Raw genomic sequence first — 25536 nt, 5'->3', positions numbered from 1 at the left:
CAGTGGGACAAAAAGTAAATCCTATTGGAATGCGTGTAGGCATCATCCGCGAGTGGGATGCTAAATGGTATGCCGAAAAAGAGTATGCTGAGTTTCTACACGAAGATTTGAGAATCCGTAAGTTCATCGCAACTAAACTTGCTGATGCCGCTGTGTCAACTGTTGAAATCGAACGCGCTGCAAACCGTGTAAATATTTCAATTCACACAGCTAAACCTGGTATGGTTATCGGTAAAGGCGGATCTGAAGTTGAGAGCCTAAGAAAAGAATTAAATAAATTAACTGGTAAACGAGTTCACATCAACATCGTTGAAATCAAAAAACCAGATTTAGATGCAAAATTAGTCGGTGAAGGAATTGCACGTCAATTAGAAAATCGTGTTGCCTTCCGTCGTGCACAAAAACAAGCGATCCAACGCACTATGCGTTCTGGCGCTAAAGGAATCAAAACTCAAGTATCTGGTCGTTTGAATGGTGCGGACATCGCTCGTTCAGAAGGATACTCTGAAGGTACAGTTCCTCTTCATACATTGCGTGCTGACATCGACTACGCATGGGAAGAAGCAGATACAACATACGGAAAACTAGGAGTTAAAGTGTGGATTTATCGTGGAGAAATTCTTCCTACAAAGAAAAACACTAAGAAAGGAGGGAAATAATCATGTTAGTACCTAAACGTGTAAAACACCGTCGTGAATTCCGCGGTAAAATGCGTGGGGAAGCTAAAGGTGGTAAAGAAATCGCATTTGGAGAATACGGCTTACAAGCTGTTGATTCACATTGGATCACTAACCGCCAAATTGAAGCTGCCCGTATTGCAATGACTCGTTACATGAAACGTGGTGGGAAAGTATGGATTAAAATTTTCCCTCACAAATCTTATACAGCCAAAGCTATCGGCGTACGTATGGGATCTGGTAAAGGTGCTCCTGAAGGATGGGTTTCACCAGTTAAACGCGGTAAGATCATGTTTGAAATCGCCGGCGTTCCTGAAGAAGTTGCTCGTGAAGCATTACGTCTTGCTTCTCACAAATTACCAATGAAGACTAAGATCGTAAAACGTGAGGAAATGGGTGGTGAATCGAATGAAGGTTAAAGAAATCAGAGAATTAACCACTGCCGAAATGCTAGATCAAGAAAAACAATTAAAAGAAGAATTGTTCAATCTTAGATTCCAATTAGCAACAGGTCAATTAGAAAACACTGCACGTATTAAAGAAGTACGTAAATCGATTGCACGCATCAAAACTGTGTTGCGTGAACAAGCTGACAAATAGTGGAAGGAGGCCATTTCCAGTATGACTGAAGAAAGAAATCAACGTAAAGTTTATCAAGGACGTGTGGTATCTGACAAAATGGACAAGACGATCACTGTTGTCGTTGAAACCAAAAAGAACCACCCAATCTACGGTAAACGCATGAAATATTCTAAAAAATACAAAGCTCACGATGAAAACAATGAAGCAAAAATTGGCGATATCGTGAAAATCATGGAAACTCGTCCATTATCAGCTACCAAACGTTTCCGTCTGGTTGAAATCGTTGAAAAAGCAGTGATTATCTAATCACACGAGATTTTCCTATATAGATGTTTCTTAAATCTGAAAGGAGGATACACAAGTGATCCAAGCAGAAAGTCGTTTAAAAATTGCGGACAACTCAGGCGCTCGTGAAATTTTAACTATTAAAGTTCTTGGCGGATCTGGTCGCAAAACTGCAAATATCGGTGATGTGATTGTTGCTACGGTTAAACAAGCAACGCCAGGTGGTGTTGTCAAAAAAGGTGACGTTGTTAAAGCCGTTATCGTTCGAACTAAATCAGGCGCTCGTCGTACTGACGGTTCTTATATCAAATTTGATGAAAATGCAGCTGTTATCATTCGTGATGACAAGAGCCCAAGAGGAACACGTATCTTCGGACCTGTCGCTCGTGAACTACGCGAAGGCAACTTCATGAAGATCGTTTCATTGGCACCGGAAGTATTATAATCGAAAGATTCAACCAAAGGAGGTGCGCAACAGTAATGTTCGTTAAAAAAGGCGATAAAGTAAAAGTTATCTCTGGTAAAGACAGAAATAAAGAAGGCGTAGTATTAGAAGCCCTTCCTAAACAAGATAAAGTCGTTGTTGAAGGCGTCAATGTCGTAAAAAAACATAAAAAAGCCTCTCAAGAAGCCCCTCAAGGCGGAATCGTTGAGGTAGAAGCACCAATTCATGCTTCTAATGTTATGGTGATCGATCCTTCAAATGGAGAAGCGACACGCGTTGGCTATAAAGTGGTTGACGGCAAGAAAGTCCGCGTTTCTAAAAAAACCGGCGAAGCTCTAGATAAATAATTAAACAAGGAAGGAGGATCTTATAGATGAACCGCCTAAAAGAAAAATTTGTAAGTGAAATTACACCATCTTTGATGGAAAAATTTAACTATGATTCAGTTATGGAAGTTCCTAAAGTTGAGAAAATTGTCATCAACATGGGTGTTGGTGATGCGGTATCAAACGCAAAAAACTTAGACAAAGCTGTTGAAGAATTAGCATTGATTTCTGGTCAAAAACCAATCATCACAAAAGCTAAAAAATCAATCGCTGGTTTCCGTTTACGTGAAGGAATGCCTATCGGTGCGAAAGTAACACTACGTGGAGAAAGAATGTATGAATTCTTAGACAAATTAGTGTCTGTATCACTTCCCCGTGTACGTGACTTCCACGGAGTAAGCAAAAAATCCTTTGATGGCCGTGGTAACTTTACTTTAGGTGTTAAAGAACAATTGATCTTCCCTGAAGTAGATTATGATTTAGTTGATAAAGTCCGTGGTATGGATATCGTTGTTGTTACAACTGCTAAAACAGACGAAGAATCTCGCGAATTATTAACACAACTTGGAATGCCATTCCAAAAATAATCAAGGAGGCGAAAAAATTGGCTAAAAAATCAATGATTGCTAAAAACAAACGCCCTGCAAAACATTCAACGCAAGAGTACACTCGTTGCGAACGTTGCGGACGTCCACATTCAGTTTATCGTAAATTTCATCTTTGCCGTATTTGCTTCCGCGAACTTGCCTACAAAGGTCAAATTCCCGGCGTGAAGAAAGCTAGCTGGTAAAATAAACTCGCATAAAGGAGGTAAACAGTTCAATGGTCATGACAGATCCAATTGCAGATTTTCTAACTCGTATTCGTAATGCCAACATGGTAAAACACGATTCAGTAGAAGTACCTGCTTCAAAAATCAAACGTGACATCGCAGAAATCCTTAAACGTGAAGGTTTCGTACGTGATGTTGAATATATCGAAGATGACAAACAAGGCATGATCCGTGTTTTCCTTAAATACGGTAAAAATGACGAACGTGTTATCACGAACTTAAAACGTATTTCTAAACCTGGCTTACGTGCTTACGTCAAAGCTGACGAAGTGCCGAAAGTATTAAATGGTTTAGGTATTGCAATCATCTCTACTTCTGAAGGTTTAGTAACTGATAAAGAAGCTAGAGGTAAAAACGTCGGCGGCGAAGTGCTAGCTTACGTTTGGTAAGATCAAACAATCCATGAGGAGGTGTCTTTAAGTGAGCCGTATTGGTAATAAATTAGTCGTTTTACCTGCAGGAGTTGAAGTAACTCAAAACGGGAACGACATTACTGTTAAAGGACCTAAAGGTGAATTAACTCGTACTTTTTCTTCTGATATCAAAATGAGCATCGAAGGAAATGAAGTAACATTTACTCGTCCCAATGACAGCAAAGAAATGAAAACAATTCACGGAACAACTCGTGCAAACTTCAATAACATGGTTGTTGGTGTTTCAGAAGGGTTCCAAAAAGCATTAGAATTAATCGGGGTCGGATACCGTGCACAATTACAAGGTTCAAAACTTGTATTGAACGTTGGTTATTCACATCCAGTTGAGATGGTAGCTCCAGAGGGCGTTACAATCGAAGTTCCTTCTAACACTCAAGTAATTGTTAAAGGATCAAATAAAGAAGTAGTAGGCGAATTAGCTGCGAAAATCCGCGGAACTCGTCCTCCAGAACCTTATAAAGGCAAAGGTATCCGCTATGTTGGCGAATATGTACGTCGTAAAGAAGGTAAAACTGGTAAATAGTAGGTCGAACCTACACGCGGCTTAGGCCAGCTTAATTAAAGAGGTGACAATTGTGATTACAAAACCAGATAAAAATAAAACACGCCAAAAGCGCCACATGCGTGTCCGTAACAAAATCTCTGGTACTGCTGAGTGCCCACGCTTGAACGTTTTTCGTTCTAACAAAAACATCTACGCGCAAGTAATTGATGACGTAGCGGGTGTGACGCTAGCAAGTGCCTCTGCCTTGGATAAAGAAATTTCAGGTGGAAACAAAACTGAACAAGCACAAGCTGTTGGGAAATTGGTAGCAGAACGTGCTTCAGAAAAAGGTATTAAGAAAGTAGTCTTTGACCGTGGTGGATACCTTTACCATGGCCGTGTAGCAGCTTTAGCTGAAGCAGCTCGCGAAAATGGACTAGAATTTTAGGAGAAGGAGGAACACCATTCATGGTTTATATCGATCCAAAACATTTGGAATTAGAAGACCGCGTTGTAGCGATCAACCGTGTTACTAAAGTTGTTAAAGGTGGACGCCGTCTACGCTTCGCAGCACTAGTTGTTGTCGGTGACAAGAACGGTCACGTAGGCTTTGGTACAGGTAAAGCTCAAGAAGTCCCTGAAGCAATTCGTAAAGCAATCGAAGATGCTAAGAAAAACCTAGTCGAAGTACCAATGGTAGGAACTACACTTCCTCACGAAGTTATTGGTGTATTCGGCGGTGGACGCATCTTGATGAAACCAGCCGTTGAAGGTTCTGGAGTTGCCGCTGGTGGACCAGTTCGTGCCGTCTTGGAATTAGCTGGGGTTGCCGATGTAACTTCTAAATCTTTAGGTTCAAACACACCAATCAACGTTGTTCGCGCGACTGTTGAAGGTTTAACTCAATTGAAAAAAGCAGAAGAAGTGGCACAATTACGCGGCATCTCTGTTGAAAACTTAGCTAATTAAGGAGGACGAATGAAATGGCTGAATTAAAAATTACTTTAAAACGCAGTATTATCGGACGTCCTCAAAACCAACGTGACACTGTTAAAGCGTTGGGTCTTAAAAAAATGAATAGCACAGTTGTTAAACCTGCTAACGATGCAATCAAAGGTATGGTTAACACAGTGTCTCATTTAGTGGACGTAGAAGAAGTTTAATAAACAATGATGATTAAAATCTAAGGAGGTGCCCAATATAATGAAACTTCATGAATTACAACCTGCCGAAGGTTCACGTAAAGTTCGCAACCGCGTTGGTCGTGGTACTTCATCAGGTAACGGAAAAACAGCTGGACGTGGTCAAAAAGGACAAAAGGCTCGTTCAGGCGGTGGTGTACGTCTAGGTTTTGAAGGTGGTCAAACTCCTTTATTCCGTCGTTTACCGAAACGTGGATTTACTAACGTGAATCGTAAAGAATACGCTGTAATCAATTTGGATGTCTTAAATCGTTTTGAAGATGGTGCTGAAGTAACACCGGTTGCTTTAGTTGAAGCTGGAATCGTGAAAAACGAAAAAGCTGGAATCAAAGTTTTAGGAAACGGATCATTAGATAAAAAACTAACCGTTAAAGCAGCAAAATTCTCTAAACATGCTCAAGAAACAATTGAAGCTGCTGGTGGTTCAATCGAGGTGATTTAATGTTCAAACTTTTAAAAGATTCTTTCAAAGTTCAGAACATCCGGTCACGGATCCTGTTTACCGTATTAATGCTATTAATTTTCCGATTAGGTGCTCAAATAACTGTACCAGGAGTAGATGCGCATGGTTTGCAAGGTCTAAGCGAAATGCCATTTTTCAGAATGCTGAATATGGTGAGTGGTTCGGCCATGCAGAACTTTTCGATCTTCTCAATGGGAGTTTCTCCATACATTACAGCTTCAATTGTTATTCAGCTGTTGCAGATGGACATTATCCCTAAATTTGTTGAATGGTCAAAACAAGGTGAGGTTGGACGTAAAAAGTTGAATCAAGCAACTCGCTATTTAACTTTAGTTTTAGCTTTCATTCAGTCTGTAAGTATTACAGCTGGATTTGACTATTTTGCACAATTTGGTTTTGTTCCAAACCGTAATGTTCAAACCTTCGTTACGATTGGTATCATCCTTACAGCAGGTACCATGTTTGTTACTTGGTTGGGAGAACAGATCACTGAAAAAGGAATTGGTAATGGTGTATCAATGATTATCTTTGCAGGTATCATTTCACGATTGCCGCAAAGTATCAAAGATATCTATGATGATTATTTCGTAAATATTGATTCTAGCGATCTTTGGAAATCAGTTATCTTTGTTGTAATTTTACTTATTGCTATCGTGTTGATTGTCGTTTTCGTAACGTACTTCCAGCAAGCGGAAAGAAAAATTCCAATACAATATACGAAACAAGTCGTTGGCGCTCCAACAAGTAGTTATTTACCATTAAAAGTAAATGCTGCCGGAGTTATCCCGGTTATCTTTGCCAGCTCATTTATTGCGACACCGAATGCGGTGTTACAGGCATTAGCTAGCAAGTATAGTGCGGAGGGCTGGTATGATGTTTTAACGAAACTATTCAGTTATAACACAGTTCCAGGTGCTGCGATTTATACTGTTCTGATTGTTGCCTTCACCTTCTTCTATGCATTTGTTCAGGTTAATCCTGAAAAATTAGCGGAGAACTTACAAAAACAAGGAAGTTATATTCCTCGTGTAAGACCAGGTAAAGGGACAGAAGAATATGTTTCTGCAATTTTGATGCGCTTAAGTGTGGTCGGAGCTATTTTCTTAGGTTTGATTGCTTTGATTCCAATTATTGCCCAAATGATTTGGAACCTACCTCAATCAATTGGTTTAGGTGGTACTAGTCTTTTGATCGTAGTTGGGGTTGCGTTAGAAACTGCAAAACAATTAGAAGGACTCATGTTAAAACGACGCTATGTCGGATTCATGGATGAAGAGTAGATTCGTGTGTTGAGGATTTCCTCAACGCCGTTCTCGCTTCAAATATTTAGGAGGGAAAGCAATGAACCTGATCTTAATGGGACTGCCAGGAGCAGGAAAAGGAACACAAGCAGAAAGAATTGTTGCAACGTACAATATTCCGCATATCAGCACGGGGGATATGTTCCGAGAAGCAATCAAAAACGAGACAACACTCGGATTGAAAGCAAAATCTTATATGGATGCAGGGGATTTGGTCCCAGACGAAGTTACTAACGGTATCGTGAAGGAACGTTTAGCTCAAAAGGATACTGATAAAGGGTTCTTGTTAGACGGGTTCCCTCGTACTTTAGATCAAGCCAAAGCATTAGCTGAAATGTTAACGGACTTGAACAAAAAGATTGATGCTGTGATTGAAATTCAAGTAGCAGAAGAAGTGTTAGTTGAACGTTTGGCAGGACGCTTCATGTGCCGTAATTGCGGCGCAACTTATCATAAAATCTTCAATCCTACAAAGGTAGAAGGTACTTGCGACCGTTGTGGTGGTCATGAGTTTTACCAACGTGAAGATGATAAGCCAGAAACAGTTAAAAATCGTTTATCTGTAAACATTAAAAACAGTGAACCAATTTTAGCTTATTATGATGAAGAGGGTCTGTTGTATCCAGTTGATGGAGATCGTGAAATTGATGCCGTATTTGCGGATGTAGAAAAGATTATCGAAAAATAATTTTGCCTGCCGACTTGAGATGCAGTTTATCTTGCCAAGTTCGATGTTTTATGATAGAATTTGTCAGTCCGACTTCTAGCTTTTCTAGAAGTTAACTTAAGAATTAGGGTGGGAACTGCAGTTTCCGCCATTTTATCGTGTGAAAATGCGAAACAACTACAAGGAGGTACTCTGCGTGGCAAAAGAAGATATGATTGAAATCGAAGGAACAGTCGTCGAAACTTTGCCGAATGCAATGTTTAAAGTCGAATTGGAAAATGGACACGAAGTTCTAGCACACGTATCTGGTAAAATCCGGATGTATTATATTCGAATCTTGCCTGGAGATAAAGTTACAGTAGAACTTTCTCCATATGATTTGAGCCGTGGTCGCATTACCTATCGCTTTAAGTAAGTTGTACTCCGTAAAACTTCAGGAGGTATAATCATGAAAGTAAGACCATCAGTAAAACCAATGTGTGAACATTGTAAAGTAATTCGTCGTAATGGACGTGTTATGGTGATTTGCCCAGCAAACCCAAAACATAAACAACGTCAAGGATAATTGGAGGTGTAATTAAGTATGGCTCGTATTGCAGGAGTAGATATTCCTCGTGATAAACGCGTGGTAATTTCACTTACTTATATTTACGGTATCGGAAATACTACAGCGAAACAAATTTTAGCCGACGCAGGCGTTTCTGAAGATGTTCGTGTACGTGACTTAACAAACGAACAAACAGACGCTATCCGTGCTGAAGTTGATAAATTAAAAGTTGAAGGCGATCTTCGTCGTGAAACTAACTTGAACATCAAACGTTTGATGGAAATCGGTTCTTACCGTGGAATCCGTCATCGTCGTGGCTTGCCTACACGTGGACAAAACACTAAGAACAATGCTCGTACTCGTAAAGGCCCAGCTCGCGCTATTGCCGGCAAGAAAAAATAATTAGTGAAGGAGGTATAAAACTTCATGGTAGCAAAGAAAGTCAATCGTAAACGTCGTGTGAAGAAGAATATTGAAACAGGTATTGCTCATATTCATTCGACTTTTAATAATACAATCGTCATGATCACTGATGCAAGCGGAAACGCTGTAGCATGGTCATCTGCAGGTTCATTAGGCTTCAAAGGTAGTAAAAAATCTACTCCTTTCGCTGCTCAAATGGCTGCTGAAACAGCAACAAAAGCTGCAATGGAACATGGATTGAAAAGTGTTGAAGTAACTGTTAAAGGACCTGGTTCTGGTCGTGAAGCAGCGATTCGTTCATTGCAAGCAACTGGTTTAGAAGTAACTGCAATTCGTGACGTGACTCCAGTACCTCATAATGGATGCCGCCCTCCAAAACGCCGTCGTGTTTAATGAGTGCCCCACTCTATGAGTTTTACAGGAACGTCATTGAACAAGACACTTTTCGTTTTGAAAGGGGTAAAAGACAAGAATGATTGAATTCGAAAAACCAAGAATCACAAAAATTGATGAAGACAGAGATTATGGCAAGTTCGTTGTTGAACCTTTGGAAAGAGGTTATGGAACTACTTTAGGTAATTCTCTACGTCGTATTCTACTTTCTTCTTTGCCGGGCGCGGCCATTACTAATATTCAAATCGATGGGGTGTTACACGAATTTTCAACCATCAAAGGTGTAAGAGAAGACGTTGTACAAATCATCTTGAATATCAAAGGTTTGGCTTTGAAATTATTCGCTGAAGAAGAAAAAACCCTTGAGATCGATATTACTGGACCAGCTACGGTAACTGCCGGCGATATTATCGTTGACAGCGACGTTGAAATCTTGAATAAAGATATGTACATTTGTACTGTTGCTGAAGGCGCGACATTCCATGCTCGCTTAACAGTAAAACCTGGTCGAGGCTATGTTCAAGCAGACGAAAATAAAAAGGAAGATATGCCGATTGGTGTCCTTCCGGTCGATTCTATCTATACACCAGTGCGCAAAGTAAACTATCAAGTTGAAAATACACGTGTTGGTCGTCGTGATGATTTCGATAAATTAACGATGGAAATTTGGACTGATGGATCAATCATTGCTCAAGAAGCATTGAGTCTTGCAGCGAAAATTTTAACTGAACATTTAGATATTTTTGTAAATCTTACTGATGAAGCGAAAAATGCTGAAATCATGGTTGAAAAAGAAGAAACGCAAAAAGAAAAAATGTTGGAAATGACCATCGAAGAACTAGACCTGTCTGTACGTTCGTACAATTGCTTGAAACGTGCTGGAATTAATACGGTTCAAGAATTAACGAATAAGTCTGAACCTGAAATGATCAAAGTACGTAATTTAGGTCGTAAATCACTTGAAGAAGTGAAGGCTAAATTACATGATCTTGGATTAGGACTACGTAAAGACGATTAATATTGTTTACAAAGGAGGGAAACCTACGTGAGTTATCGTAAATTAGGACGCACATCTAGCCAACGTAAAGCGATGTTGCGTGACTTAACAACTGACTTAATTATCAACGAACGTATCGTTACGACTGAAGCTCGTGCGAAAGAAGTTCGTTCAACTGCTGAAAAGATGATTACCTTAGGAAAACGCGGGGATCTTCATGCACGTCGTCAAGCTGCTAGCTTTGTACGTAATGAAGTTGCTGAAATTCGCGAAGAAAACGAAGCAGTCGTTGTTGAATCTGCATTGCAGAAATTATTCAACGATATCGCTCCTCGTTATGCTGAACGTCAAGGTGGATACACTCGTATCTTAAAAACTGAACCTCGTCGCGGCGACAACGCCCCTATGGTTGTTTTAGAACTTGTATAATAATCACTCTTCACTTTATAGATGATTCTTTTAGAGTGTTATGATGTTGGAGATTTTCTCCGAGTCTAGCTCAGCGCCGCTTCCCAGAATGTCTGGGAAGCCGGCACTCATCATAAAGTGTTTTTTTATACCCAAAAATACTGTCAAGACAGATCGGTATACAAAAGCATTTTATTGAGTATCAAGGATTGATAAAACGTGGCTTTTTTGCTAGGCTTAGAACAGATTTGCAAAGAAGTGGAAAGGTGCAGTCATGAAGCCAATTATTGAAATCAATCAAATTGAATTTAGCTATCAAGAAGATGCGACACCTGCTTTGAAGGATGTCAGCTTTTCGATTAATAAAGGTGAATGGATCGCGATCGTCGGACATAACGGCTCGGGGAAATCTACTCTAGCCAAAGCAATCAACGGTCTTCATTTACCACAAAAAGGAATAGTCACTGTTGGGGGAATGGAATTGTCTGAGGAATCAGTCTGGGACATTCGCCGAATGGTAGGAATGGTTTTTCAAAATCCGGATAACCAATTTGTTGGAGCAACGGTAGAAGACGATGTGGCCTTTGGATTGGAAAATCAAGGGATCGAACGTAGTGAAATGCAGCGTCGTGTTCAGGATGCTTTGGAAAAAGTTAAGATGCAGGACTTCGCAACCCGCGAACCCGCTCGGCTATCAGGGGGGCAGAAGCAGCGCGTTGCTATTGCAGGAGTAGTGGCTTTGCGCCCAGATATTATTATTTTGGATGAAGCAACCAGTATGTTAGATCCTGAAGGTCGTGATGATGTAATCGCGACGATTAATGAAATCAAAGAGGAAAGTGATCTGACTGTTATTTCCATCACTCATGATATCGACGAGGCTGCTAGTGCGAACCGAATTCTAGTTATGAGAGAAGGCGAATTGTATCAGGAAGGGACGCCTGAAGAAATTTTTTCTGCCGGACCTGAGTTAGTTTCACTTGGGCTGGATCTGCCATTTCCAGAGAAGTTGAAAGCTGCATTAAAGGCTCGCGGTGTGAATGTGCCGATGAATTATTTAGATGAAGAAGGGATGATGGACTGGTTATGGACATCCGTTTTGAAAAAGTAAGCTACGTTTATCAACCGAATACTCCCTTTGAACAACGTGCACTTTATGATATTGATCTGGATATTAAAGAGGGGTCATATACTGCTCTAGTGGGTCATACTGGTAGTGGTAAATCAACTTTGCTGCAGCATCTGAATGCTTTGTTGAAGCCAACTGATGGGAAAGTTTTCATTGGCGATCGAACGATTACGCCGACAACCGATAATAAAAATTTGAAGCCAGTTCGTAAAAAGGTTGGCATCGTTTTTCAGTTTCCGGAAGCTCAATTATTTGAAGAGACTGTTGCAAAAGATATTGCTTTCGGGCCGAAAAATTTTGGCGTGAGTGATGAGAAAGCATTGAGTTTAGCGCGGGAAAATTTGAAATTGGTAGGATTAGATGAGGAATATCTTGAACGATCACCATTTGAACTCTCTGGTGGGCAAATGCGCCGTGTAGCGATCGCAGGTGTCTTAGCCATGGAACCGGAAGTTTTGGTCCTAGATGAGCCGACAGCAGGGTTAGATCCGCTGGGACGTAAAGAAATGATGGAAATGTTTTGGCGCTTGCATCAAGAAAAAAATATGACGATCGTTTTGGTTACTCATTTAATGGATGACGTGGCAAATTTTGCTGACTATGTTTATGTTTTGGAAAAGGGGCATGTGGTGAAGCATGGCGATCCTCAGAGCGTCTTTGCGGATGTCTCTTGGCTGAAGGAAAAACAATTAGGTGTGCCGCAAGCGAGTGCTTTTGCTGAAAAGATGCAAGCTCGTGGAGCGGTTTTTGACGAATTGCCGCTGACCGAAGATGAATTGGCGGACTGGATTGTAAAATTTGCAGGAGGTCCTGCTCATGATGAATAAATTGATCTTTGGCCGTTATATTCCAGGCGATTCGTTGATTCATCGCTTGGATCCGCGAGCCAAATTAGTTGCTAGTTTTTATTTTATTGGGATCATCTTTTTAGCGAATAATTGGCAAAGCTATTTATTTTTAGGTGTTTTTACCATGTTTGCGGTGTTTTTATCAAAGATAAGTTTGAGTTTCTTTTTAAGAGGCGTCAGACCGTTGATCTGGCTGATCATTTTTACAGTGGCATTGCAGATGCTGTTTACTCGTGGCGGGACCTTGTATTGGTCTTGGGGCGTGTTTAGCCTTTCTTCTTATGGGATTCAAAACGGATTGTTTATCTTTTGCCGTTTTGTTTTGATCATTTTTATGTCGACCTTGTTGACTTTGACGACACCGCCATTATCAATGTCGGATGCAATCGAGTCTTTGTTGAATCCTTTGAAAAGGTTTCATTTGCCTGTTCACGAGATTGCATTGATGTTGTCGATCGCCTTGCGATTTGTACCAACGTTGATGGATGAAACAGAAAAAATTATGAACGCGCAACGAGCTCGCGGGGTTGATTTTAATGATGGCAGCTTGATCCAAAAGGTTAAGGCTATTGTGCCTTTATTGATCCCCTTGTTTGTCAGCAGCTTCAATCGGGCGGAAGATTTAGCGACCGCGATGGAAGCACGCGGGTATCGCGGCGGTGAAGGCCGCAGCAAATACAGAAAATTGCAATGGGCATCCCGAGATACAATAGTTCTTGCAGTTTTTGGTGTTGCGACGATCATTTTAATCTTTTTACGCAGCTAAGCTTGGAGAAATCCAAGCTTTTTTTGTGATAAGATAAATGAAACAAGCGAGCGGAGGAAGAAAAATGACTGAGAAGCGACCGGAATTACACGTAGGGTTGGAGCCAGAAACATTTCGTGAGTATTATTATTTAAAAGAAGAGCTGCAGGCGTTTTGCCAAGAACAGGGATTGGCGAAATCAGGAAGTAAAGCAGAATTAAATGAACGGATCGAATATTTTTTACGTACAGGCAAAGCTCTTACTGACAGCCATAAAGAACAGAAGAATGCGCGAGTGGAAGAAATAACGTTGGATAGTGTGATTGAAGAGAATATTGTCTGTTCTGAAAAGCATCGTGCTTTTTTTAGTCGAGAACTGGGAACATCCTTCAGCTTTAAAGTGTCTTTTCAAAAATGGCTAAAATCAAATGCGGGGAAAACATATCGCGAGGCGGTAGAAGCTTATCCAGAAATTGTAGCGAAGAAACCGGAAAAAATTGATTCGCAATTTGAATACAATACGTATATTCGTGATTTTTTTGCGGCGAATCAAGATCGATCTTTACAAGAGGCGATTGTTTGCTGGAAGCATAAAAAAGCGTTGCCGGGCAACAATAAATATCAGGCAGCGGATTTGAGCGCGTTGGAATCCCGATAAAAAGCTGTTATAATGACTCCGGCAGAATTTTTGTATAAGGGGCGTAAGAATGGTTAGATATAAAGCTGTGATTGCTTATGATGGCACAAATTTTAATGGGTTTCAAAAGCAGCCGAATGGTCGAACGGTGCAGGAAGAAGTTGAAAAGGCGCTGCAGAAAATGAATAATGGGTCTCCAGTAACGATTTTTGGCTCGGGTAGAACCGACGCGGGCGTTCATGCGATCGGTCAGGTGATCCATTTTGATTATCCGCAGGAACGCCCATTAGAACGGATGCGTTTTGCGTTAGATACTCAAACGCCGGAGGATATCGCAGTTTCTTCTGTTGAGATCGTGGCTGATGACTTCCATGCGCGCTATCATGTAGTGGAGAAGACGTATCATTTTAAGGTTCAAATCGCTAAACCGCGAAGTCCGTTTCGGCGATACTATGCCGCGTATTATCCTTATCCATTGGATTTGGAGTTAATTCGGCAGGCGCTGCCGGATTTATTGGGAACGCATGATTTTACTTCCTTTTGTGCAACGGGTGGTTCGATTGAGGACAAAGTTCGGACGATTTATCAGGCGGATTTGGAAGTAAATGAAGCAGGAACAGAGCTGACCTTTATTTTTCGCGGAAACGGTTTTTTATATAAGATGATTCGAATCTTAGTGGGTACACTGTTAAAGATCGGAAATGGGCGTATACCTGCGGACAGTATTCCGGCGATTCTTGAGGCGCAGGATCGTAATGCTGCCGGACCAACGGCTCATCCAGAAGGATTATACTTAGCGGAAGTAAAATATTAATAAGAAAGGCTTCGCGAACTCGCTCAGCTTTTGAGCAATAAGACCAAAATATTTCTAAATTGCTTCTCAAATTTCGAAATATTTTTGCTTATTGCCGATAAAGCTAGTTCGTGAAGCAAGACATAGATATACCCGCTACAAAGCGATTTATTCATGTAAAGATTTTATACTTTCTTTATAGTTAAAAAAGGAAGCATCTGACAGCAATCGAGGGATTGGTGTCGGATGCTTCCTTTTTAATGAGATTACTTAATGACGATGTTCTTTTTTCGTTTTTAACAATCTTAGATAAAGGATGAACATTCCGATTGCAACCACAAAAGAGATTGCACCGGCGATAAAGCCTTTCGGCAGATAACTGAAAGTTACCTTGTGTTTGCCTTTTGGCACATGGATACTGACGAATGCGTTTTGGAACGCTTTGGTATCGACTTTTTTTCCATCGATTCTGGCAGTCCAGCCTTCGTCATAAGGAATCGTCGTAACCAGTGTTTGAGCTTCTTTGGCATTTACAGTCCCTTCAGCACTGCGTTTGCCAACCTTCATATCTACACCGTTTTCCTTGATCTTATCCGCAGCTAAGCGATAGGCTACAGTATCCAGCGCTAGAACTTGCGGGCTTTGGAAGCTGATCGCCTTTGTTCCATAGAAGCTGGCGGTAAAGGTGACCATTGTGGCTTTTTGATAATAACCTAAGTCATAATATTGTCCGCTGATACCGATTTGCGCCTGACGCGTTTGTCCATTTGTCGTAACAGTGGCGGTCGAACTTTCTAACTCGGAAAAATCGTAAGGATAAAGACTTAAGTAGGCTTGGGTATTTGCTGGAACTTGAACCTTCCAGGTGACATCCTTTGCGACATTGCCTTGTTTTTCCGTGATCGTCGTAATATTGCCAGCGTTGGTGACGGTGGCATTTTTGGTATCTACTTGCGTTATCGGCAAGAACTGGTAGTACTGGTATTGTTCTTGCGACAAAGCGTTGAATAATTGCGTTTGAGTACCAAGATTGTCATTTGGCAAAGCCTTTAATTTATCAATACTTGTTGGTGCTGTGAAAGCTAACGGCAGGGCATAGTTGTTTTCGAACAGATTATACTCACCAACCGTTTTCGTTTTAGAAAAGCCGTATTTATTCAAATCCTTTGCTTTGGCAATGTTGTATTTCATGCCTGTGAAGGCATCTGCCAGCAGCGTATTATTCTGGTAGCGAATGTTCAGGCTCGTGCCTCTTGAACGGAAACCTAATTGATCCATATAGCCGGATGAATGGCGGTTGCGGATCGAAGAAAACATGCTGACACCGCTATAACCATAATTAAAGGCGTCATTGGATGAGACGGGATCAAGATTTTCCATTCGATAAAAATCCTCATTCTCGTTCTTCGTTTCATCGACTAACGCTTTGATTGAAGGATAAGGCTCTGTATAAAGGCTGCGAGACGCATAATTCCAATCCTTCAAAATACCGCGGACCATAAAGTCGCTATTGATAAAGGCTTCTGTAGACATCAATAGTAAGAGCAGGATGCTGAGAACTTTCAATGGGACTTTATTAAAGTGATGCGCCGTGAAAACTAAAGCATAGACAGCCAAGAAGCCGATCGTGATGTAAAGCGAAATATTTTTAAGATAGTCATAGTCTTTGCCCTTCATTCCCCAGAAAATCGCAAAAACAGCAATCAGCAGCAAGAAGGCGGCGACCAGCTGCAAAATGCTCTCTCGCTCCAATTTTTCCCAGCCCCACGCGGCTAGTGTAATCACTAAAAATGAAAGCAGATAGGCATAGCGGAACAAGAACATGTTCGGTGCATGCATTCCATGCCAAAATAAATTCATCGGCTGGATATAGAAACTTGCAATTAAGATCGCGGCAATCACACCATAAGCGAGTTTGTTTTTCCAAGGAATCTTTTTACAGATAAAGAAAAATAAACATAAAGCTAATGGTAAAAGTCCGATATAAATGAATGGGATCGAACCATATTTTGTTGTATCGTAAGAACCGATCAAATTCTTCGCGATAAAATCCCACCAGCTGGTTGCTTCCGTTTTTAAGGTGGTGATTTGTGTCAATTCTTCACCGTTCGTTCGCAAATCGAGAATCGACGGCAAAATGACGATCATCGATGCAAAGCCGGCTAATAACGAGGTTGCCCCATAAGGAATGATGCTCTTTTTGTATAACTTCCAATTGGTAATCAAGCGGGCGATAAAATATAAGACCGAAAATAGACCGATCATGAAGCCCATATAAAAGCTCGTTAAAAACAACATTAAATAGGAAACAAAAAGTACGGTCGGCTTTTTCAGGTCCATCACACGATTGATGCCCCAAATGATCAAAGGCAGATAAACAAAGGCATCCAACCACATAATAATCTCAGAATGAGCGATAGCAAAAGACATCAATGCATAGGTAACGCTTAGGGCTACACGGGACCAATCCGGCAGCTTAAAACTACCCTTGGCATAAAACCAAAACGCTAATCCTGCTGAGCCGATCTTGATCAGAGTCAAAAAATACAGAGCGTCGGGCATCAACTGATTTGGAAAGAAAATAACCAGCGGTGTAAAGAAGCCGCCAAGGTAATAGGAAACCAGCGATAAATAGTTCAGCCCCATCGAGGCATTCCAAGTATAAAAAAGGCCTTGTTTGCCTAAAAGCATATTTCGAAAACTTGCGTGAAAATTTGAAAACTGTGAAAAGGCATCACTGGCTAAGACACTGCGGCTTGATCCTGGATAAATACCAATCGTCAAATAGACGATCACCATGAGCAAAAACGGCAGGAAAAAACTGGACAACAAATACCAACGGTTTTCTTTAAGATACTTTTTCATATAAAAATCACCAAACTTCTTTCAACAGACTATCCAAATTTTACCATAGAAGAGCTGAAATATTGTGAAGGAGGCGTGAAAACAGCCCGAAATTTTGAACATTTTAGGAGGGATTTAAGGAAATAATAGTACGGTTAACGCTTAGGCAGCGCCAACGTTAAAAGAGGGCAATAAAAAAAGTCCTCCGGCTGAAGGACTTTGAATGGATAATATTAAACGCGCTCAATTTTTCCAGATTTCAAAGCACGAGTTGAGACCCAAACTTTTTTAGGTTTTCCGTCAACTAATACGCGAACTTTTTGTAAATTAGGTTTTACAGTACGTTTAGTAGCGTTCATAGCGTGAGAACGGTTATTTGCACTTCTTGTTTTACGACCAGTAAAATAGCAAACTTTTGCCATGTGTTGTTTCCTCCTTTAGCCTTGATATTGGAGCGCTTCTTTGGCTCATACTAAAATAAAATAGCATATATTCGCAAGTTTAGCAAGTGAATTTTTTTAGAAAGATTGACATTTAAGGGATTTGCAGGTAAATTATACTCTGTTAGCGTAAAAATTTTTTAGCAAAAGTTTTGATGCAAGAAAGTTGGCAGAATATTGCGGCAAGCAGGGAGCGCCCTATCAGCAAATCGCAATGGAACTTTCTTTTATTTGTCATAGGGCTATGATAAACTATTATAGTAGAAAAAATGGGCAAGTATGCCTATTTAAGGAGGCTAACAACTATGGCTGTGAAAATTAATACACAGACTGGTATGATCGAAATTTCAAACGACGTCATCGCGACGGTTGTCGGCGGTGCAGTTACTGACGTGTTTGGTATCGTCGGTATGGCTAGTAAAAATCAAATCAAAGACAATATCACAGAGATTTTAAGAAAAGAAAATTATTCACGCGGCGTCGTTGTACGTCAAGAAGAGAACGGAATCGCGGTTGACGTGTATACGATCGTCAGCTACGGCACGAAAATCTCAGAAGTATCGCGCAATGTCCAAGAAAAAGTGAAATACAATTTGGAAACGATGCTTGGGGTTACAGCCAATTCGGTGAATGTCTATGTTCAAGGTGTACGTGTTCTGCCTGACTAAAGGCAGCGTTCTTAAGGAGGACTAAGTAAGTGAAGGTAACAGAGATCAGCGCGAGTCAATTCCAAGAAATGGTAGAGGCTGGCGCTAAACGTCTGCAAGTCAATGCAGAATATGTCAATTCATTAAATGTATTTCCAGTGCCAGATGGCGATACTGGGACCAATATGAATCTATCTATGACCAGCGGCGCGACTGCTGTTGTTAATTCAGCTTCTGAAAAAGTCGGAGAATTAGCAAATGTTTTAGCGAAAGGATTGTTGATGGGCGCACGAGGAAATTCCGGTGTTATTCTATCACAATTATTCCGCGGTTTTTCTAAAGCAATTTTAGATGTGGATACATTAAATGCAGAGGATTTAGCAAAAGCGTTAGTTCACGGCGTAGAAACAGCTTATAAAGCAGTGATGAAACCCGTAGAAGGAACGATTTTAACAGTGGCACGCGAATCAGCAAAAGCTGGTGAACGCAAAGCGAAACAAACGGATGATGTGATTGAAGTAATGTCAGCCGTTGTTAAATCCGGAAAAAAAGCATTGGATAAAACTCCAGATATGCTGCCAGTCTTAAAAGAGGTCGGTGTAGTCGATAGCGGCGGTCAAGGCTTATTGTTCATTTACGAAGGTTTTTTAAGTGCGTTAAATGGCGAATTTCAGGCAGATGACACCTATGAACCAAGTCCAGCTGAAATGGACGAAATGGTTAATGCCGAACATCACCGCAGCGTTCAAGGTCAATTGGCGACAGCCGATATCAAGTTCGGTTACTGTACTGAAATCATGGTTCGTCTAGGCGAAGGACCAACGGTTGACAGTAATTTTGACTATGATACATTCCGCAACTACTTGGACGGCATTGGCGACTCGCTATTAGTTGTTAATGATGATGAAATCGTTAAAGTGCATGTTCATACAGAACATCCAGGTGAAGTAATGAATTATGGACAAAAATTTGGTGCTTTGATCAAGGTCAAAGTGGATAATATGCGTCTGCAACATGAAAACATCTTGGAGCATGATGAAGAGGTCGCTGAGTTTGAGGCGGCACCAGCAGAGCGTGTACCTTATGCGGTAATCGCAATTGCAGCTGGCGAAGGCGTGCAAGAATTATTCAAGAGTCTGGGCGTATCGTACGTAATCAGCGGCGGCCAAACTATGAATCCAAGTACGGAAGACATTTTGAAAGCAATCAAAGAAGTTAATGCTGATCAAGTCATTGTCTTGCCGAACAACAAAAATATCTTTATGGCTGCTGATCAAGCGGCAGAAGTAGCGGACATACCTGTAGCAGTTGTACCAAGTAAAACTGTTTCTCAAGGAATGACTGCAATGTTGGCCTTCAATGGTGAGCAAAGCCTAGAAGATAATAAAACGACGATGACTGAAATGCTTGATTCTGTAGTCAGCGGTCAAATCACTAATGCGATTCGCGATACGGCGATCGATGGTGTTGAGATTCATGAGGGCGACTATTTAGGAATGATCGATGGCAAAATTGTTCTTTCTGAAGCAGACAAATATCAAGCAACCTTAGATACTTTAAATAAAATGATCAGTGAGGATATCGAAATCATCACAATCATCGTAGGTGTTGAAGGTACACAAGCAGAGGCTGAAAAATTAAGTGAGACAATTGAAGCAAGCTATCCAGATTTAGAAGTTGAGATCCACGAAGGAAAACAACCAGTTTATCCATACTTGCTTTCAGCAGAATAATAAGTAAAAAGTCGGAGGGAGTGAGCCAAGAATATCTGGCTCACTCCTGTTTTTGTTAGTGTTATAAAAGTCTGTGTGTGACGAGAATTATTTTTTATGATTTTGGAAAAATGATTCACTCTATAACGAATAGCTGAAAGATAAAGTTGAAAGGAGGTTGTTTATGATGATTCAAGAATCTGTATCGGTACTGCCCGGTGTAGGTCCGAAACGTGTCCAGACACTATCTGAATTAGGTATCGTAACCATCGAAGACCTGCTAAGTTACTATCCCTTTCGTTATGAAGACATTCAAGAAAAAAATCTATTAGAGATCAATGATCAAGAAAAAGTTACATTAAAAGGTGTGATTGTCTCGGCACCGGTAGTCAGTCGATTTGGCTATAAAAAAAGCCGGCTGCAGTTTCGAATGATGCAAGATCACGCGGTCTTCATGGTTTCCTTTTTCAATCAGCCTTATTTAAAAGATAAAGTCGAAGTCGGCGAAGAATTGGCGGTATATGGAAAGTGGGATGCCAAACGCAAGTCGTTGACTGGGATGAAAATCTTAGGCGGTAAGCAAACGGAAGAATATGCCCCAATCTATCATGTGACGAAAGCGATCCGTCAAAGTACACTGATTGATTTGATCAAAGTCGCATTTGAAAAATTTGGTGATCAGGTGACAGAAAACTTGCCTGATTATCTGTTGGAAAAATATCGGTTAATGCCAAGAAAGCAAGCAATGCGGGCGATGCATTTCCCGAAAAATCCAACAGAGAGCCAGCAAGCGAAGCGACGAGTCGTTTTTGAAGAATTTTTCTTATTCCAAATGCGGATGCAGGGCTTGAAGAAAAGTGAACGCAGTGAAAAAAATGGCATCGCAATTCGGTATGATGTGAAACGCTTGAAACAATTCACTCAAAAGCTGCCTTTCGAATTAACTGATGCACAAAAACGAGTTACCAATGAAATTTGCTACGATCTACGCAGTAAAAAGCATATGCAGCGTTTGCTGCAGGGAGACGTTGGTAGCGGAAAGACTGTTGTTGCGGCAATTGCACTGTATGCGACAATGACAGCAGGTTTTCAGGGAGCTTTAATGGTCCCTACAGAAATTTTGGCGCAGCAGCATTTAGAGAGCTTGAATCAATTGTTTGATCCGCTGGAGCTGACAACGGCATTGTTGACAGGTTCAACCAAAACAAAGGAACGGCGAGCGATTCTAGCAGGGCTGCAAAACGGTGAGATTGATGTGGTGATCGGGACTCATGCTTTGATCCAAGACGATGTACAATTTGCAAACCTTGGTTTAGTCATCACAGATGAGCAACATCGTTTCGGTGTGAACCAACGAAGGGTCTTACGTGAAAAAGGTCTGCATCCCGATGTCCTCTTTATGACGGCGACACCGATTCCGCGGACATTAGCGATCACAGCATATGGCGAGATGGATGTCTCCGTCATCGATCAAATGCCGGCTGGCCGGATTCCGGTCAAGACCAGTTGGATCAAACCCAAACAATTGGAGCATACGTTGGATTGGGCCAAACAAGAGTTGCAGGCTGGGCATCAATTGTATGTGATTTGTCCCTTGATCGAAGAATCTGAAGCGCTAGACGTAAAGAATGCAACAGAAATTTATGAGCACTTGCAAGAATACTATGCACCAACCTATCAAGTCAGCCTCTTGCATGGAAAAATGAAGAATGCTGAAAAAGATAAGATCATGGAAGAATTCAAAGAGAATCAAAGTCAGGTTTTAGTTTCTACTACAGTCATTGAAGTCGGAGTCAATGTTCCAAATGCAACGGTGATGTTCATTATGGATGCGGATCGCTTTGGTTTAGCTCAGCTCCATCAATTACGTGGGCGAGTTGGCCGCGGCTCGGATGCTTCTTATTGCATCTTAGTTGCCAGCCCGAAAAATGAAATGGGTAAAGAGCGTATGAAGATCATGACTGAAACAAATAATGGTTTTGTTTTGAGTGAAAAGGATTTAGAATTACGTGGTCCGGGTGAAGTCTTTGGTTTCCGTCAATCCGGTTTGCCGCAATTTTTAATTGCCGATCTGGTGAACGATGCAAATGTTTTGGAAGTAGCTAGAGACGAGGCAAATCAGATTTGGCAAATCGATAATTGGCGCGAGCAGCCGGCCTTTGCACCATTAGCAGAGACCTTGAAACCAACCGAAACTGGCGAAACATATTTTGATTAGGTGTGCTATACTGTAGAAAATTTTAAAAATACTAGTTGTCCGTCCAGCTTTACTATATAGATAGAAAACTTAGCTGGATGGGATATGGTTTAAGAAAACAATTCATTAAGAGATAAAAGGAGAGACAGTTCTCATGAAAATTGCTGTAGACGCAATGGGTGGCGATTTTGCACCAAAGGCTATCGTGGAAGGTGTAATGTTAGCTCAAAAAAATCATCCAGATATCGAGTTTCAATTATATGGAAAAGAAGACGCGATCCGTCAATACATCACAAACGAAAAAAATATTACGATCATTCATACAGATGAAAAAATTAATAGTGATGATGAACCGGTCAAAGCGATTCGCCGCAAGAAAAATGCTTCGATGGTTTTGGCTGCTCAAGCGGTCAAAGAAGGTAAGGCAGATGCCATCTTTTCAGCTGGGAATACGGGAGCGTTATTAGCTGCTGGTTTATTTGTAGTTGGAAGAATCAAAGGAATCGAACGCCCTGGTTTGATGTCGACGCTGCCGGTTTTAACTGACAGCAGCGGTTTTGATATGTTGGATTTAGGTGCGAACGCGGAAAATAAGGCAGAGCATATTCATCAATATGCGATTCTAGGATCATTTTATGCCAAGCATGTGCGGGGCATAGAAAAACCACGCGTGGGTCTTTTGAATAATGGTACGGAAGAAACAAAAGGCAGTGAACTAACAAAAGAGGCCTATAAATTATTACAGGCTGAAGAAAGCATCAATTTTATTGGAAATGTGGAAGCTAGAGAACTTTTGAACGGTGCTGCTGATGTTGTCGTCACTGACGGCTTTACAGGAAATGCCGTTTTAAAAACGATTGAAGGAACAGCTATGGGCTTGATGAGTCTGATCAAGGGCAGCATCAACGAAGCAGGTGTCAAAGGTAAATTTGGCGCTTTGATGTTAAAAGATACATTATACGGCTTAAAAGATAAATTGGACTATTCTTCTCACGGGGGTGCGGTATTATTTGGACTTAAAGCCCCTGTAATCAAAACCCATGGTTCTACCGGTCCTGAAGCAGTAGCGAATACGATCGATCAAATTCATACGATGTTGGATACGGATGTCGTTGGACAATTGGTCCAGTTTTTTGAAACCCCTAAAGGTGAATAAGACCACGTCAATTTAGCGAAAAAGGTAGACAAAGCAATCAAACATCAGTAAAATGAACTGTGACCTTCTGGTAAAACATAGACGAATATTAGTTGATCAAGTGGAGGTGAATGTTGTTGACTCGTGAAGAAGTGTTTAGCAAAGTTGCTGAAATAATTTCAAATCATTTTGAAATTGATAAAGACAAAGTGACTCTTGAATTGAGTATCAAAGACGACTTAAATGCAGACTCAATCAGTATTATGGAATTTGTTTTAGAATTGGAAGATGAATTCGGAACAGAAATTTCTGATGAAGACGCTGAAAAAATTGAAACAGTTGGAGCTGCAGTTGATTACATTATGGAAAACAACCAAGCTTAACAAAATGGTGCACCGGCATTTGCTGGTGCACTTTTTTATTGAATCAAATTTAAGAAGCGTTTATCCCAAATATTTTCATAAAAGGCGATGGTGTCTGCCGCCGAAAGAAAATCATTGTCATAAGTTGTCGAAGCGTTTTTCAGCATCGTCAATCGATAACCTAAGCCATGGGCAAATTTTATCGTTGTATCAATACAATATTGAGTTTGAGCACCGCAAATTTCTAGGCTGGTGATGTGATGTTGCTGCAAGACTTTTTGTAAATCAGTATGATAAAAAGAATTAGCATGTGTTTTTTGAATAATAGTATCGAGCTTCTTGCGATCTAATTCCTCTATGATTTCCCAAGCAGTTGTCTGTGGAATCAGCTCATCATCACAGTGTTGAACAAAAATAATTGGTTTACTCTGCTCACGATAAAGTTGAATGCGCTGATTAATAAGTGTAACTAGTTCATCAAAATGATCGATCCTCTTATCCTCAAAGTACACACCTTTTTGTAAATCAATAATCAGCAGTGCATCAGAAAGTTCCTCCATTAAAGTTTCCTCCGTTCATTTTTTCTACTTTAGCATTTTTTTGAGTAAGAAGAAAAAGTTCGATCATTTTTTGAAAATTTCTTACTATCACGACTTCTGATTTAAAATTTGTGGAAAAAACAGTATAATAGAGCGTGATGGAAATCTCAAAAAAAGGAATGAGCCCATGGATACACAGTTGATCAACGAATTAAAAGAAAACTACGGCATCGTCTTTCACGATGTTAACTTATTAGAACAGGCGTTTACCCACTCATCATATGTGAATGAACACCGTAACATGAATATTTCAGATAATGAACGGTTAGAATTTTTAGGGGACGCTGTCTTAGAAATTCAAGTATCGGACTATTTGTATCATCATTATCCAAACCTGCCAGAAGGACGCTTGACGCGTTTGCGCTCAGCGATTGTACGAGAAGAAAGTTTGTCAAAATTTGCAAAGGAATGTCATTTTGATCACTATATAATGTTAGGCAAGGGCGAAGAAAATTCCGGCGGACGTGATCGTGCAGCGTTATTATGCGACTTATTTGAAGCTTTTTTAGGAGCTCTATATTTAGATCAAGGTTATGATGTCGCGTTGCTCTTTATCCAAACAGTCGTTTTTCCGAAAATCGAAGCAGGTGTTTTCACACGTGAGATGGATCATAAGACCCGCTTGCAAGAAGTTTTGCAAAAAAGCGGAGATGTCTCAATCGATTATCGCTTAGTCAATGAAGAAGGACCGGCACACGAACGGATTTTTACGATTGACGTTTATGCCGATAATCAATTGATTGGCACAGGACAAGGAAAATCCAAAAAATTAGCAGAACAGGATGCAGCGGAAAAAGCCTTAATAAAAATTTCTGCGAAATAAGCTGCTTTTCCTAGATGTCGAGAAATGATGAGAGTTAAAACTATTTTTGTAAGTATTGACTATGCCTAGCTTAGCGAACAATTATGTTCTGAAATGCACAGCAATCAGGATTGCTGTGCAAGTTCGTCTAGCTTTTTTTTATGAAATTTTAGGAGGAAC

The 25536-nt window shown here is 40.6% G+C and carries 36 protein-coding genes; 33 read left to right on the top strand and 3 right to left on the bottom strand.

Annotated features, from left to right (window positions below; translation table 11 throughout):
- Positions 1-2: 2 nt before the first annotated feature.
- The 27 genes from rpsC to truA all read left to right on the top strand — a co-directional run bounded on the left by rpsC (position 3) and on the right by truA (position 14639).
- Positions 3-659, top strand: coding sequence for a 30S ribosomal protein S3 (gene rpsC, locus FFR60_RS15535; protein WP_088934192.1), 657 nt, complete (start codon positions 3-5; stop codon positions 657-659).
- A 2-nt stretch (positions 660-661) separates the two neighbouring features.
- On the top strand, positions 662-1096 hold the full coding sequence (gene rplP / locus FFR60_RS15530) for a 50S ribosomal protein L16 (RefSeq protein ID WP_010747211.1): 435 nt from the start codon (positions 662-664) through the stop codon (positions 1094-1096).
- Entirely contained in the window at positions 1086-1277 is a 192-nt protein-coding gene (gene rpmC / locus FFR60_RS15525) for a 50S ribosomal protein L29 (RefSeq protein ID WP_010747210.1), read from the top strand. Before rplP ends, rpmC begins: the two co-directional genes overlap by 11 nt.
- Before the next feature lie 21 nt (positions 1278-1298).
- Positions 1299-1565: a 30S ribosomal protein S17 gene (rpsQ, locus tag FFR60_RS15520; RefSeq protein WP_010742759.1), complete on the top strand. Its 267-nt coding sequence runs from the start codon at positions 1299-1301 to the stop codon at positions 1563-1565.
- A 55-nt stretch (positions 1566-1620) separates the two neighbouring features.
- Positions 1621-1989, top strand: coding sequence for a 50S ribosomal protein L14 (rplN, locus tag FFR60_RS15515; RefSeq protein WP_010742760.1), 369 nt, complete (start codon positions 1621-1623; stop codon positions 1987-1989).
- Between the two features lie 35 nt (positions 1990-2024).
- Positions 2025-2336 (top strand): 50S ribosomal protein L24, encoded by a 312-nt coding sequence (rplX, locus tag FFR60_RS15510; protein ID WP_088934193.1) that lies wholly within the window; start codon positions 2025-2027, stop codon positions 2334-2336.
- A 26-nt stretch (positions 2337-2362) separates the two neighbouring features.
- Positions 2363-2902: a 50S ribosomal protein L5 gene (gene rplE, locus FFR60_RS15505; protein WP_010742762.1), complete on the top strand. Its 540-nt coding sequence runs from the start codon at positions 2363-2365 to the stop codon at positions 2900-2902.
- Positions 2903-2919: 17 nt separating this feature from the next.
- Positions 2920-3105 (top strand): type Z 30S ribosomal protein S14, encoded by a 186-nt coding sequence (locus FFR60_RS15500; protein ID WP_028020384.1) that lies wholly within the window; start codon positions 2920-2922, stop codon positions 3103-3105.
- Positions 3106-3137: 32 nt separating this feature from the next.
- Positions 3138-3536 (top strand): 30S ribosomal protein S8, encoded by a 399-nt coding sequence (gene rpsH, locus FFR60_RS15495; protein ID WP_010747206.1) that lies wholly within the window; start codon positions 3138-3140, stop codon positions 3534-3536.
- 31 nt (positions 3537-3567) lie between these two features.
- Entirely contained in the window at positions 3568-4104 is a 537-nt protein-coding gene (gene rplF, locus FFR60_RS15490; RefSeq protein WP_088934194.1) for a 50S ribosomal protein L6, read from the top strand.
- Positions 4105-4156: 52 nt separating this feature from the next.
- Positions 4157-4513 (top strand): 50S ribosomal protein L18, encoded by a 357-nt coding sequence (rplR, locus tag FFR60_RS15485; RefSeq protein WP_088934195.1) that lies wholly within the window; start codon positions 4157-4159, stop codon positions 4511-4513.
- A 20-nt stretch (positions 4514-4533) separates the two neighbouring features.
- Complete coding sequence (gene rpsE / locus FFR60_RS15480; protein WP_010747203.1) at positions 4534-5034, top strand: 30S ribosomal protein S5; 501 nt, start codon at positions 4534-4536, stop codon at positions 5032-5034.
- A gap of 14 nt (positions 5035-5048) precedes the next feature.
- Complete coding sequence (gene rpmD, locus FFR60_RS15475; protein WP_010747202.1) at positions 5049-5228, top strand: 50S ribosomal protein L30; 180 nt, start codon at positions 5049-5051, stop codon at positions 5226-5228.
- A 40-nt stretch (positions 5229-5268) separates the two neighbouring features.
- Positions 5269-5709 carry a 50S ribosomal protein L15 gene (gene rplO / locus FFR60_RS15470; RefSeq protein WP_010747201.1) on the top strand — a complete coding sequence of 147 codons (441 nt, stop codon included), beginning with the start codon at positions 5269-5271 and terminating at the stop codon, positions 5707-5709.
- A complete protein-coding gene (gene secY, locus FFR60_RS15465) occupies positions 5709-7010 on the top strand; it encodes a preprotein translocase subunit SecY (RefSeq protein ID WP_088934196.1) in 1302 nt (433 codons plus the stop codon). Before rplO ends, secY begins: the two co-directional genes overlap by 1 nt.
- A gap of 61 nt (positions 7011-7071) precedes the next feature.
- A complete protein-coding gene (locus FFR60_RS15460) occupies positions 7072-7719 on the top strand; it encodes an adenylate kinase (protein WP_010747199.1) in 648 nt (215 codons plus the stop codon).
- Positions 7720-7894: 175 nt separating this feature from the next.
- On the top strand, positions 7895-8113 hold the full coding sequence (gene infA / locus FFR60_RS15455; protein ID WP_010742771.1) for a translation initiation factor IF-1: 219 nt from the start codon (positions 7895-7897) through the stop codon (positions 8111-8113).
- Positions 8114-8146: 33 nt separating this feature from the next.
- A complete protein-coding gene (gene rpmJ / locus FFR60_RS15450) occupies positions 8147-8263 on the top strand; it encodes a 50S ribosomal protein L36 (RefSeq protein WP_010742772.1) in 117 nt (38 codons plus the stop codon).
- 18 nt (positions 8264-8281) lie between these two features.
- The gene (gene rpsM, locus FFR60_RS15445) at positions 8282-8647 is read left to right on the top strand and encodes a 30S ribosomal protein S13 (RefSeq protein WP_010747198.1); all 366 of its coding nucleotides are present in this window, start codon (positions 8282-8284) and stop codon (positions 8645-8647) included.
- Positions 8648-8671: 24 nt separating this feature from the next.
- The gene (rpsK, locus tag FFR60_RS15440; RefSeq protein ID WP_016179483.1) at positions 8672-9061 is read left to right on the top strand and encodes a 30S ribosomal protein S11; all 390 of its coding nucleotides are present in this window, start codon (positions 8672-8674) and stop codon (positions 9059-9061) included.
- A gap of 79 nt (positions 9062-9140) precedes the next feature.
- Complete coding sequence (locus FFR60_RS15435; RefSeq protein WP_010747196.1) at positions 9141-10079, top strand: DNA-directed RNA polymerase subunit alpha; 939 nt, start codon at positions 9141-9143, stop codon at positions 10077-10079.
- 27 nt (positions 10080-10106) lie between these two features.
- Entirely contained in the window at positions 10107-10487 is a 381-nt protein-coding gene (rplQ, locus tag FFR60_RS15430; protein ID WP_088934198.1) for a 50S ribosomal protein L17, read from the top strand.
- 253 nt (positions 10488-10740) lie between these two features.
- Positions 10741-11577, top strand: a complete 837-nt coding sequence (locus FFR60_RS15425; RefSeq protein WP_137664842.1) for an energy-coupling factor ABC transporter ATP-binding protein — start codon at positions 10741-10743, stop codon at positions 11575-11577.
- Positions 11553-12422 carry an energy-coupling factor ABC transporter ATP-binding protein gene (locus FFR60_RS15420; RefSeq protein ID WP_137664841.1) on the top strand — a complete coding sequence of 290 codons (870 nt, stop codon included), beginning with the start codon at positions 11553-11555 and terminating at the stop codon, positions 12420-12422. Before FFR60_RS15425 ends, FFR60_RS15420 begins: the two co-directional genes overlap by 25 nt.
- Entirely contained in the window at positions 12412-13209 is a 798-nt protein-coding gene (locus tag FFR60_RS15415) for an energy-coupling factor transporter transmembrane component T family protein (protein ID WP_088934201.1), read from the top strand. The genes FFR60_RS15420 and FFR60_RS15415 overlap by 11 nt, the downstream gene beginning before the upstream one ends.
- Before the next feature lie 64 nt (positions 13210-13273).
- Positions 13274-13846 (top strand): DUF6434 domain-containing protein, encoded by a 573-nt coding sequence (locus FFR60_RS15410; RefSeq protein WP_137664840.1) that lies wholly within the window; start codon positions 13274-13276, stop codon positions 13844-13846.
- A 49-nt stretch (positions 13847-13895) separates the two neighbouring features.
- On the top strand, positions 13896-14639 hold the full coding sequence (gene truA / locus FFR60_RS15405; RefSeq protein WP_137664839.1) for a tRNA pseudouridine(38-40) synthase TruA: 744 nt from the start codon (positions 13896-13898) through the stop codon (positions 14637-14639).
- 249 nt (positions 14640-14888) lie between these two features.
- On the opposite strand, the gene FFR60_RS15400 is transcribed toward truA, so the two are convergent.
- Positions 14889-17483, bottom strand: a complete 2595-nt coding sequence (locus tag FFR60_RS15400; RefSeq protein ID WP_137664838.1) for a YfhO family protein — start codon at positions 17481-17483, stop codon at positions 14889-14891.
- Between the two features lie 212 nt (positions 17484-17695).
- Entirely contained in the window at positions 17696-17884 is a 189-nt protein-coding gene (gene rpmB / locus FFR60_RS15395; protein ID WP_088934211.1) for a 50S ribosomal protein L28, read from the bottom strand.
- 323 nt (positions 17885-18207) lie between these two features.
- Here rpmB and FFR60_RS15390 point away from each other — a divergent pair, with 323 nt between their 5' ends.
- The 5 genes from FFR60_RS15390 to acpP all read left to right on the top strand — a co-directional run bounded on the left by FFR60_RS15390 (position 18208) and on the right by acpP (position 23976).
- Positions 18208-18570 carry an Asp23/Gls24 family envelope stress response protein gene (locus tag FFR60_RS15390; protein ID WP_010742791.1) on the top strand — a complete coding sequence of 121 codons (363 nt, stop codon included), beginning with the start codon at positions 18208-18210 and terminating at the stop codon, positions 18568-18570.
- A 29-nt stretch (positions 18571-18599) separates the two neighbouring features.
- Positions 18600-20282, top strand: a complete 1683-nt coding sequence (locus tag FFR60_RS15385; protein ID WP_088934212.1) for a DAK2 domain-containing protein — start codon at positions 18600-18602, stop codon at positions 20280-20282.
- Between the two features lie 163 nt (positions 20283-20445).
- Positions 20446-22479 (top strand): ATP-dependent DNA helicase RecG, encoded by a 2034-nt coding sequence (recG, locus tag FFR60_RS15380; RefSeq protein ID WP_137664837.1) that lies wholly within the window; start codon positions 20446-20448, stop codon positions 22477-22479.
- Positions 22480-22612: 133 nt separating this feature from the next.
- Entirely contained in the window at positions 22613-23614 is a 1002-nt protein-coding gene (gene plsX, locus FFR60_RS15375; protein ID WP_137664836.1) for a phosphate acyltransferase PlsX, read from the top strand.
- Between the two features lie 116 nt (positions 23615-23730).
- Positions 23731-23976: an acyl carrier protein gene (acpP, locus tag FFR60_RS15370; protein WP_034708719.1), complete on the top strand. Its 246-nt coding sequence runs from the start codon at positions 23731-23733 to the stop codon at positions 23974-23976.
- 35 nt (positions 23977-24011) lie between these two features.
- Here the strand turns inward: acpP and FFR60_RS15365 are convergent, their stop codons facing one another.
- Positions 24012-24515: a cysteine hydrolase family protein gene (locus tag FFR60_RS15365; protein ID WP_137664835.1), complete on the bottom strand. Its 504-nt coding sequence runs from the start codon at positions 24513-24515 to the stop codon at positions 24012-24014.
- A 166-nt stretch (positions 24516-24681) separates the two neighbouring features.
- Here FFR60_RS15365 and rnc point away from each other — a divergent pair, with 166 nt between their 5' ends.
- Positions 24682-25377, top strand: coding sequence for a ribonuclease III (rnc, locus tag FFR60_RS15360; protein ID WP_088934216.1), 696 nt, complete (start codon positions 24682-24684; stop codon positions 25375-25377).
- Positions 25378-25536: the final 159 nt, after the last annotated feature.

The organism is Enterococcus hulanensis, assembly GCF_005405485.1.
Lineage (GTDB): Bacteria > Bacillota > Bacilli > Lactobacillales > Enterococcaceae > Enterococcus_A > Enterococcus_A hulanensis.
This window is presented reverse-complemented; position numbering and strand designations above follow the sequence as displayed.

Bases quoted from the DNA above. Each gene is read 5' to 3' on its own strand.
- rplP (WP_010747211.1), top strand. From the start codon at position 662: ATGTTAGTACCTAAACGTGTAAAACACCGTCGTGAATTCCGCGGTAAA.
- rpmC (WP_010747210.1), top strand. From the start codon at position 1,086: ATGAAGGTTAAAGAAATCAGAGAATTAACCACTGCCGAAATGCTAGAT.
- rpsQ (WP_010742759.1), top strand. From the start codon at position 1,299: ATGACTGAAGAAAGAAATCAACGTAAAGTTTATCAAGGACGTGTGGTA.
- rplX (WP_088934193.1), top strand. From the start codon at position 2,025: ATGTTCGTTAAAAAAGGCGATAAAGTAAAAGTTATCTCTGGTAAAGAC.
- rplE (WP_010742762.1), top strand. From the start codon at position 2,363: ATGAACCGCCTAAAAGAAAAATTTGTAAGTGAAATTACACCATCTTTG.
- rpsH (WP_010747206.1), top strand. From the start codon at position 3,138: ATGGTCATGACAGATCCAATTGCAGATTTTCTAACTCGTATTCGTAAT.
- rpsE (WP_010747203.1), top strand. From the start codon at position 4,534: ATGGTTTATATCGATCCAAAACATTTGGAATTAGAAGACCGCGTTGTA.
- rpmD (WP_010747202.1), top strand. From the start codon at position 5,049: ATGGCTGAATTAAAAATTACTTTAAAACGCAGTATTATCGGACGTCCT.
- rplO (WP_010747201.1), top strand. From the start codon at position 5,269: ATGAAACTTCATGAATTACAACCTGCCGAAGGTTCACGTAAAGTTCGC.
- secY (WP_088934196.1), top strand. From the start codon at position 5,709: ATGTTCAAACTTTTAAAAGATTCTTTCAAAGTTCAGAACATCCGGTCA.
- FFR60_RS15460 (WP_010747199.1), top strand. From the start codon at position 7,072: ATGAACCTGATCTTAATGGGACTGCCAGGAGCAGGAAAAGGAACACAA.
- rpmJ (WP_010742772.1), top strand. From the start codon at position 8,147: ATGAAAGTAAGACCATCAGTAAAACCAATGTGTGAACATTGTAAAGTA.
- rpsM (WP_010747198.1), top strand. From the start codon at position 8,282: ATGGCTCGTATTGCAGGAGTAGATATTCCTCGTGATAAACGCGTGGTA.
- rpsK (WP_016179483.1), top strand. From the start codon at position 8,672: ATGGTAGCAAAGAAAGTCAATCGTAAACGTCGTGTGAAGAAGAATATT.
- FFR60_RS15435 (WP_010747196.1), top strand. From the start codon at position 9,141: ATGATTGAATTCGAAAAACCAAGAATCACAAAAATTGATGAAGACAGA.
- FFR60_RS15425 (WP_137664842.1), top strand. From the start codon at position 10,741: ATGAAGCCAATTATTGAAATCAATCAAATTGAATTTAGCTATCAAGAA.
- FFR60_RS15420 (WP_137664841.1), top strand. From the start codon at position 11,553: ATGGACATCCGTTTTGAAAAAGTAAGCTACGTTTATCAACCGAATACT.
- FFR60_RS15415 (WP_088934201.1), top strand. From the start codon at position 12,412: ATGATGAATAAATTGATCTTTGGCCGTTATATTCCAGGCGATTCGTTG.
- FFR60_RS15410 (WP_137664840.1), top strand. From the start codon at position 13,274: ATGACTGAGAAGCGACCGGAATTACACGTAGGGTTGGAGCCAGAAACA.
- truA (WP_137664839.1), top strand. From the start codon at position 13,896: ATGGTTAGATATAAAGCTGTGATTGCTTATGATGGCACAAATTTTAAT.
- FFR60_RS15400 (WP_137664838.1), bottom strand. From the start codon at position 17,483: ATGAAAAAGTATCTTAAAGAAAACCGTTGGTATTTGTTGTCCAGTTTT.
- rpmB (WP_088934211.1), bottom strand. From the start codon at position 17,884: ATGGCAAAAGTTTGCTATTTTACTGGTCGTAAAACAAGAAGTGCAAAT.
- FFR60_RS15390 (WP_010742791.1), top strand. From the start codon at position 18,208: ATGGCTGTGAAAATTAATACACAGACTGGTATGATCGAAATTTCAAAC.
- recG (WP_137664837.1), top strand. From the start codon at position 20,446: ATGATGATTCAAGAATCTGTATCGGTACTGCCCGGTGTAGGTCCGAAA.
- plsX (WP_137664836.1), top strand. From the start codon at position 22,613: ATGAAAATTGCTGTAGACGCAATGGGTGGCGATTTTGCACCAAAGGCT.
- FFR60_RS15365 (WP_137664835.1), bottom strand. From the start codon at position 24,515: ATGGAGGAACTTTCTGATGCACTGCTGATTATTGATTTACAAAAAGGT.
- rnc (WP_088934216.1), top strand. From the start codon at position 24,682: ATGGATACACAGTTGATCAACGAATTAAAAGAAAACTACGGCATCGTC.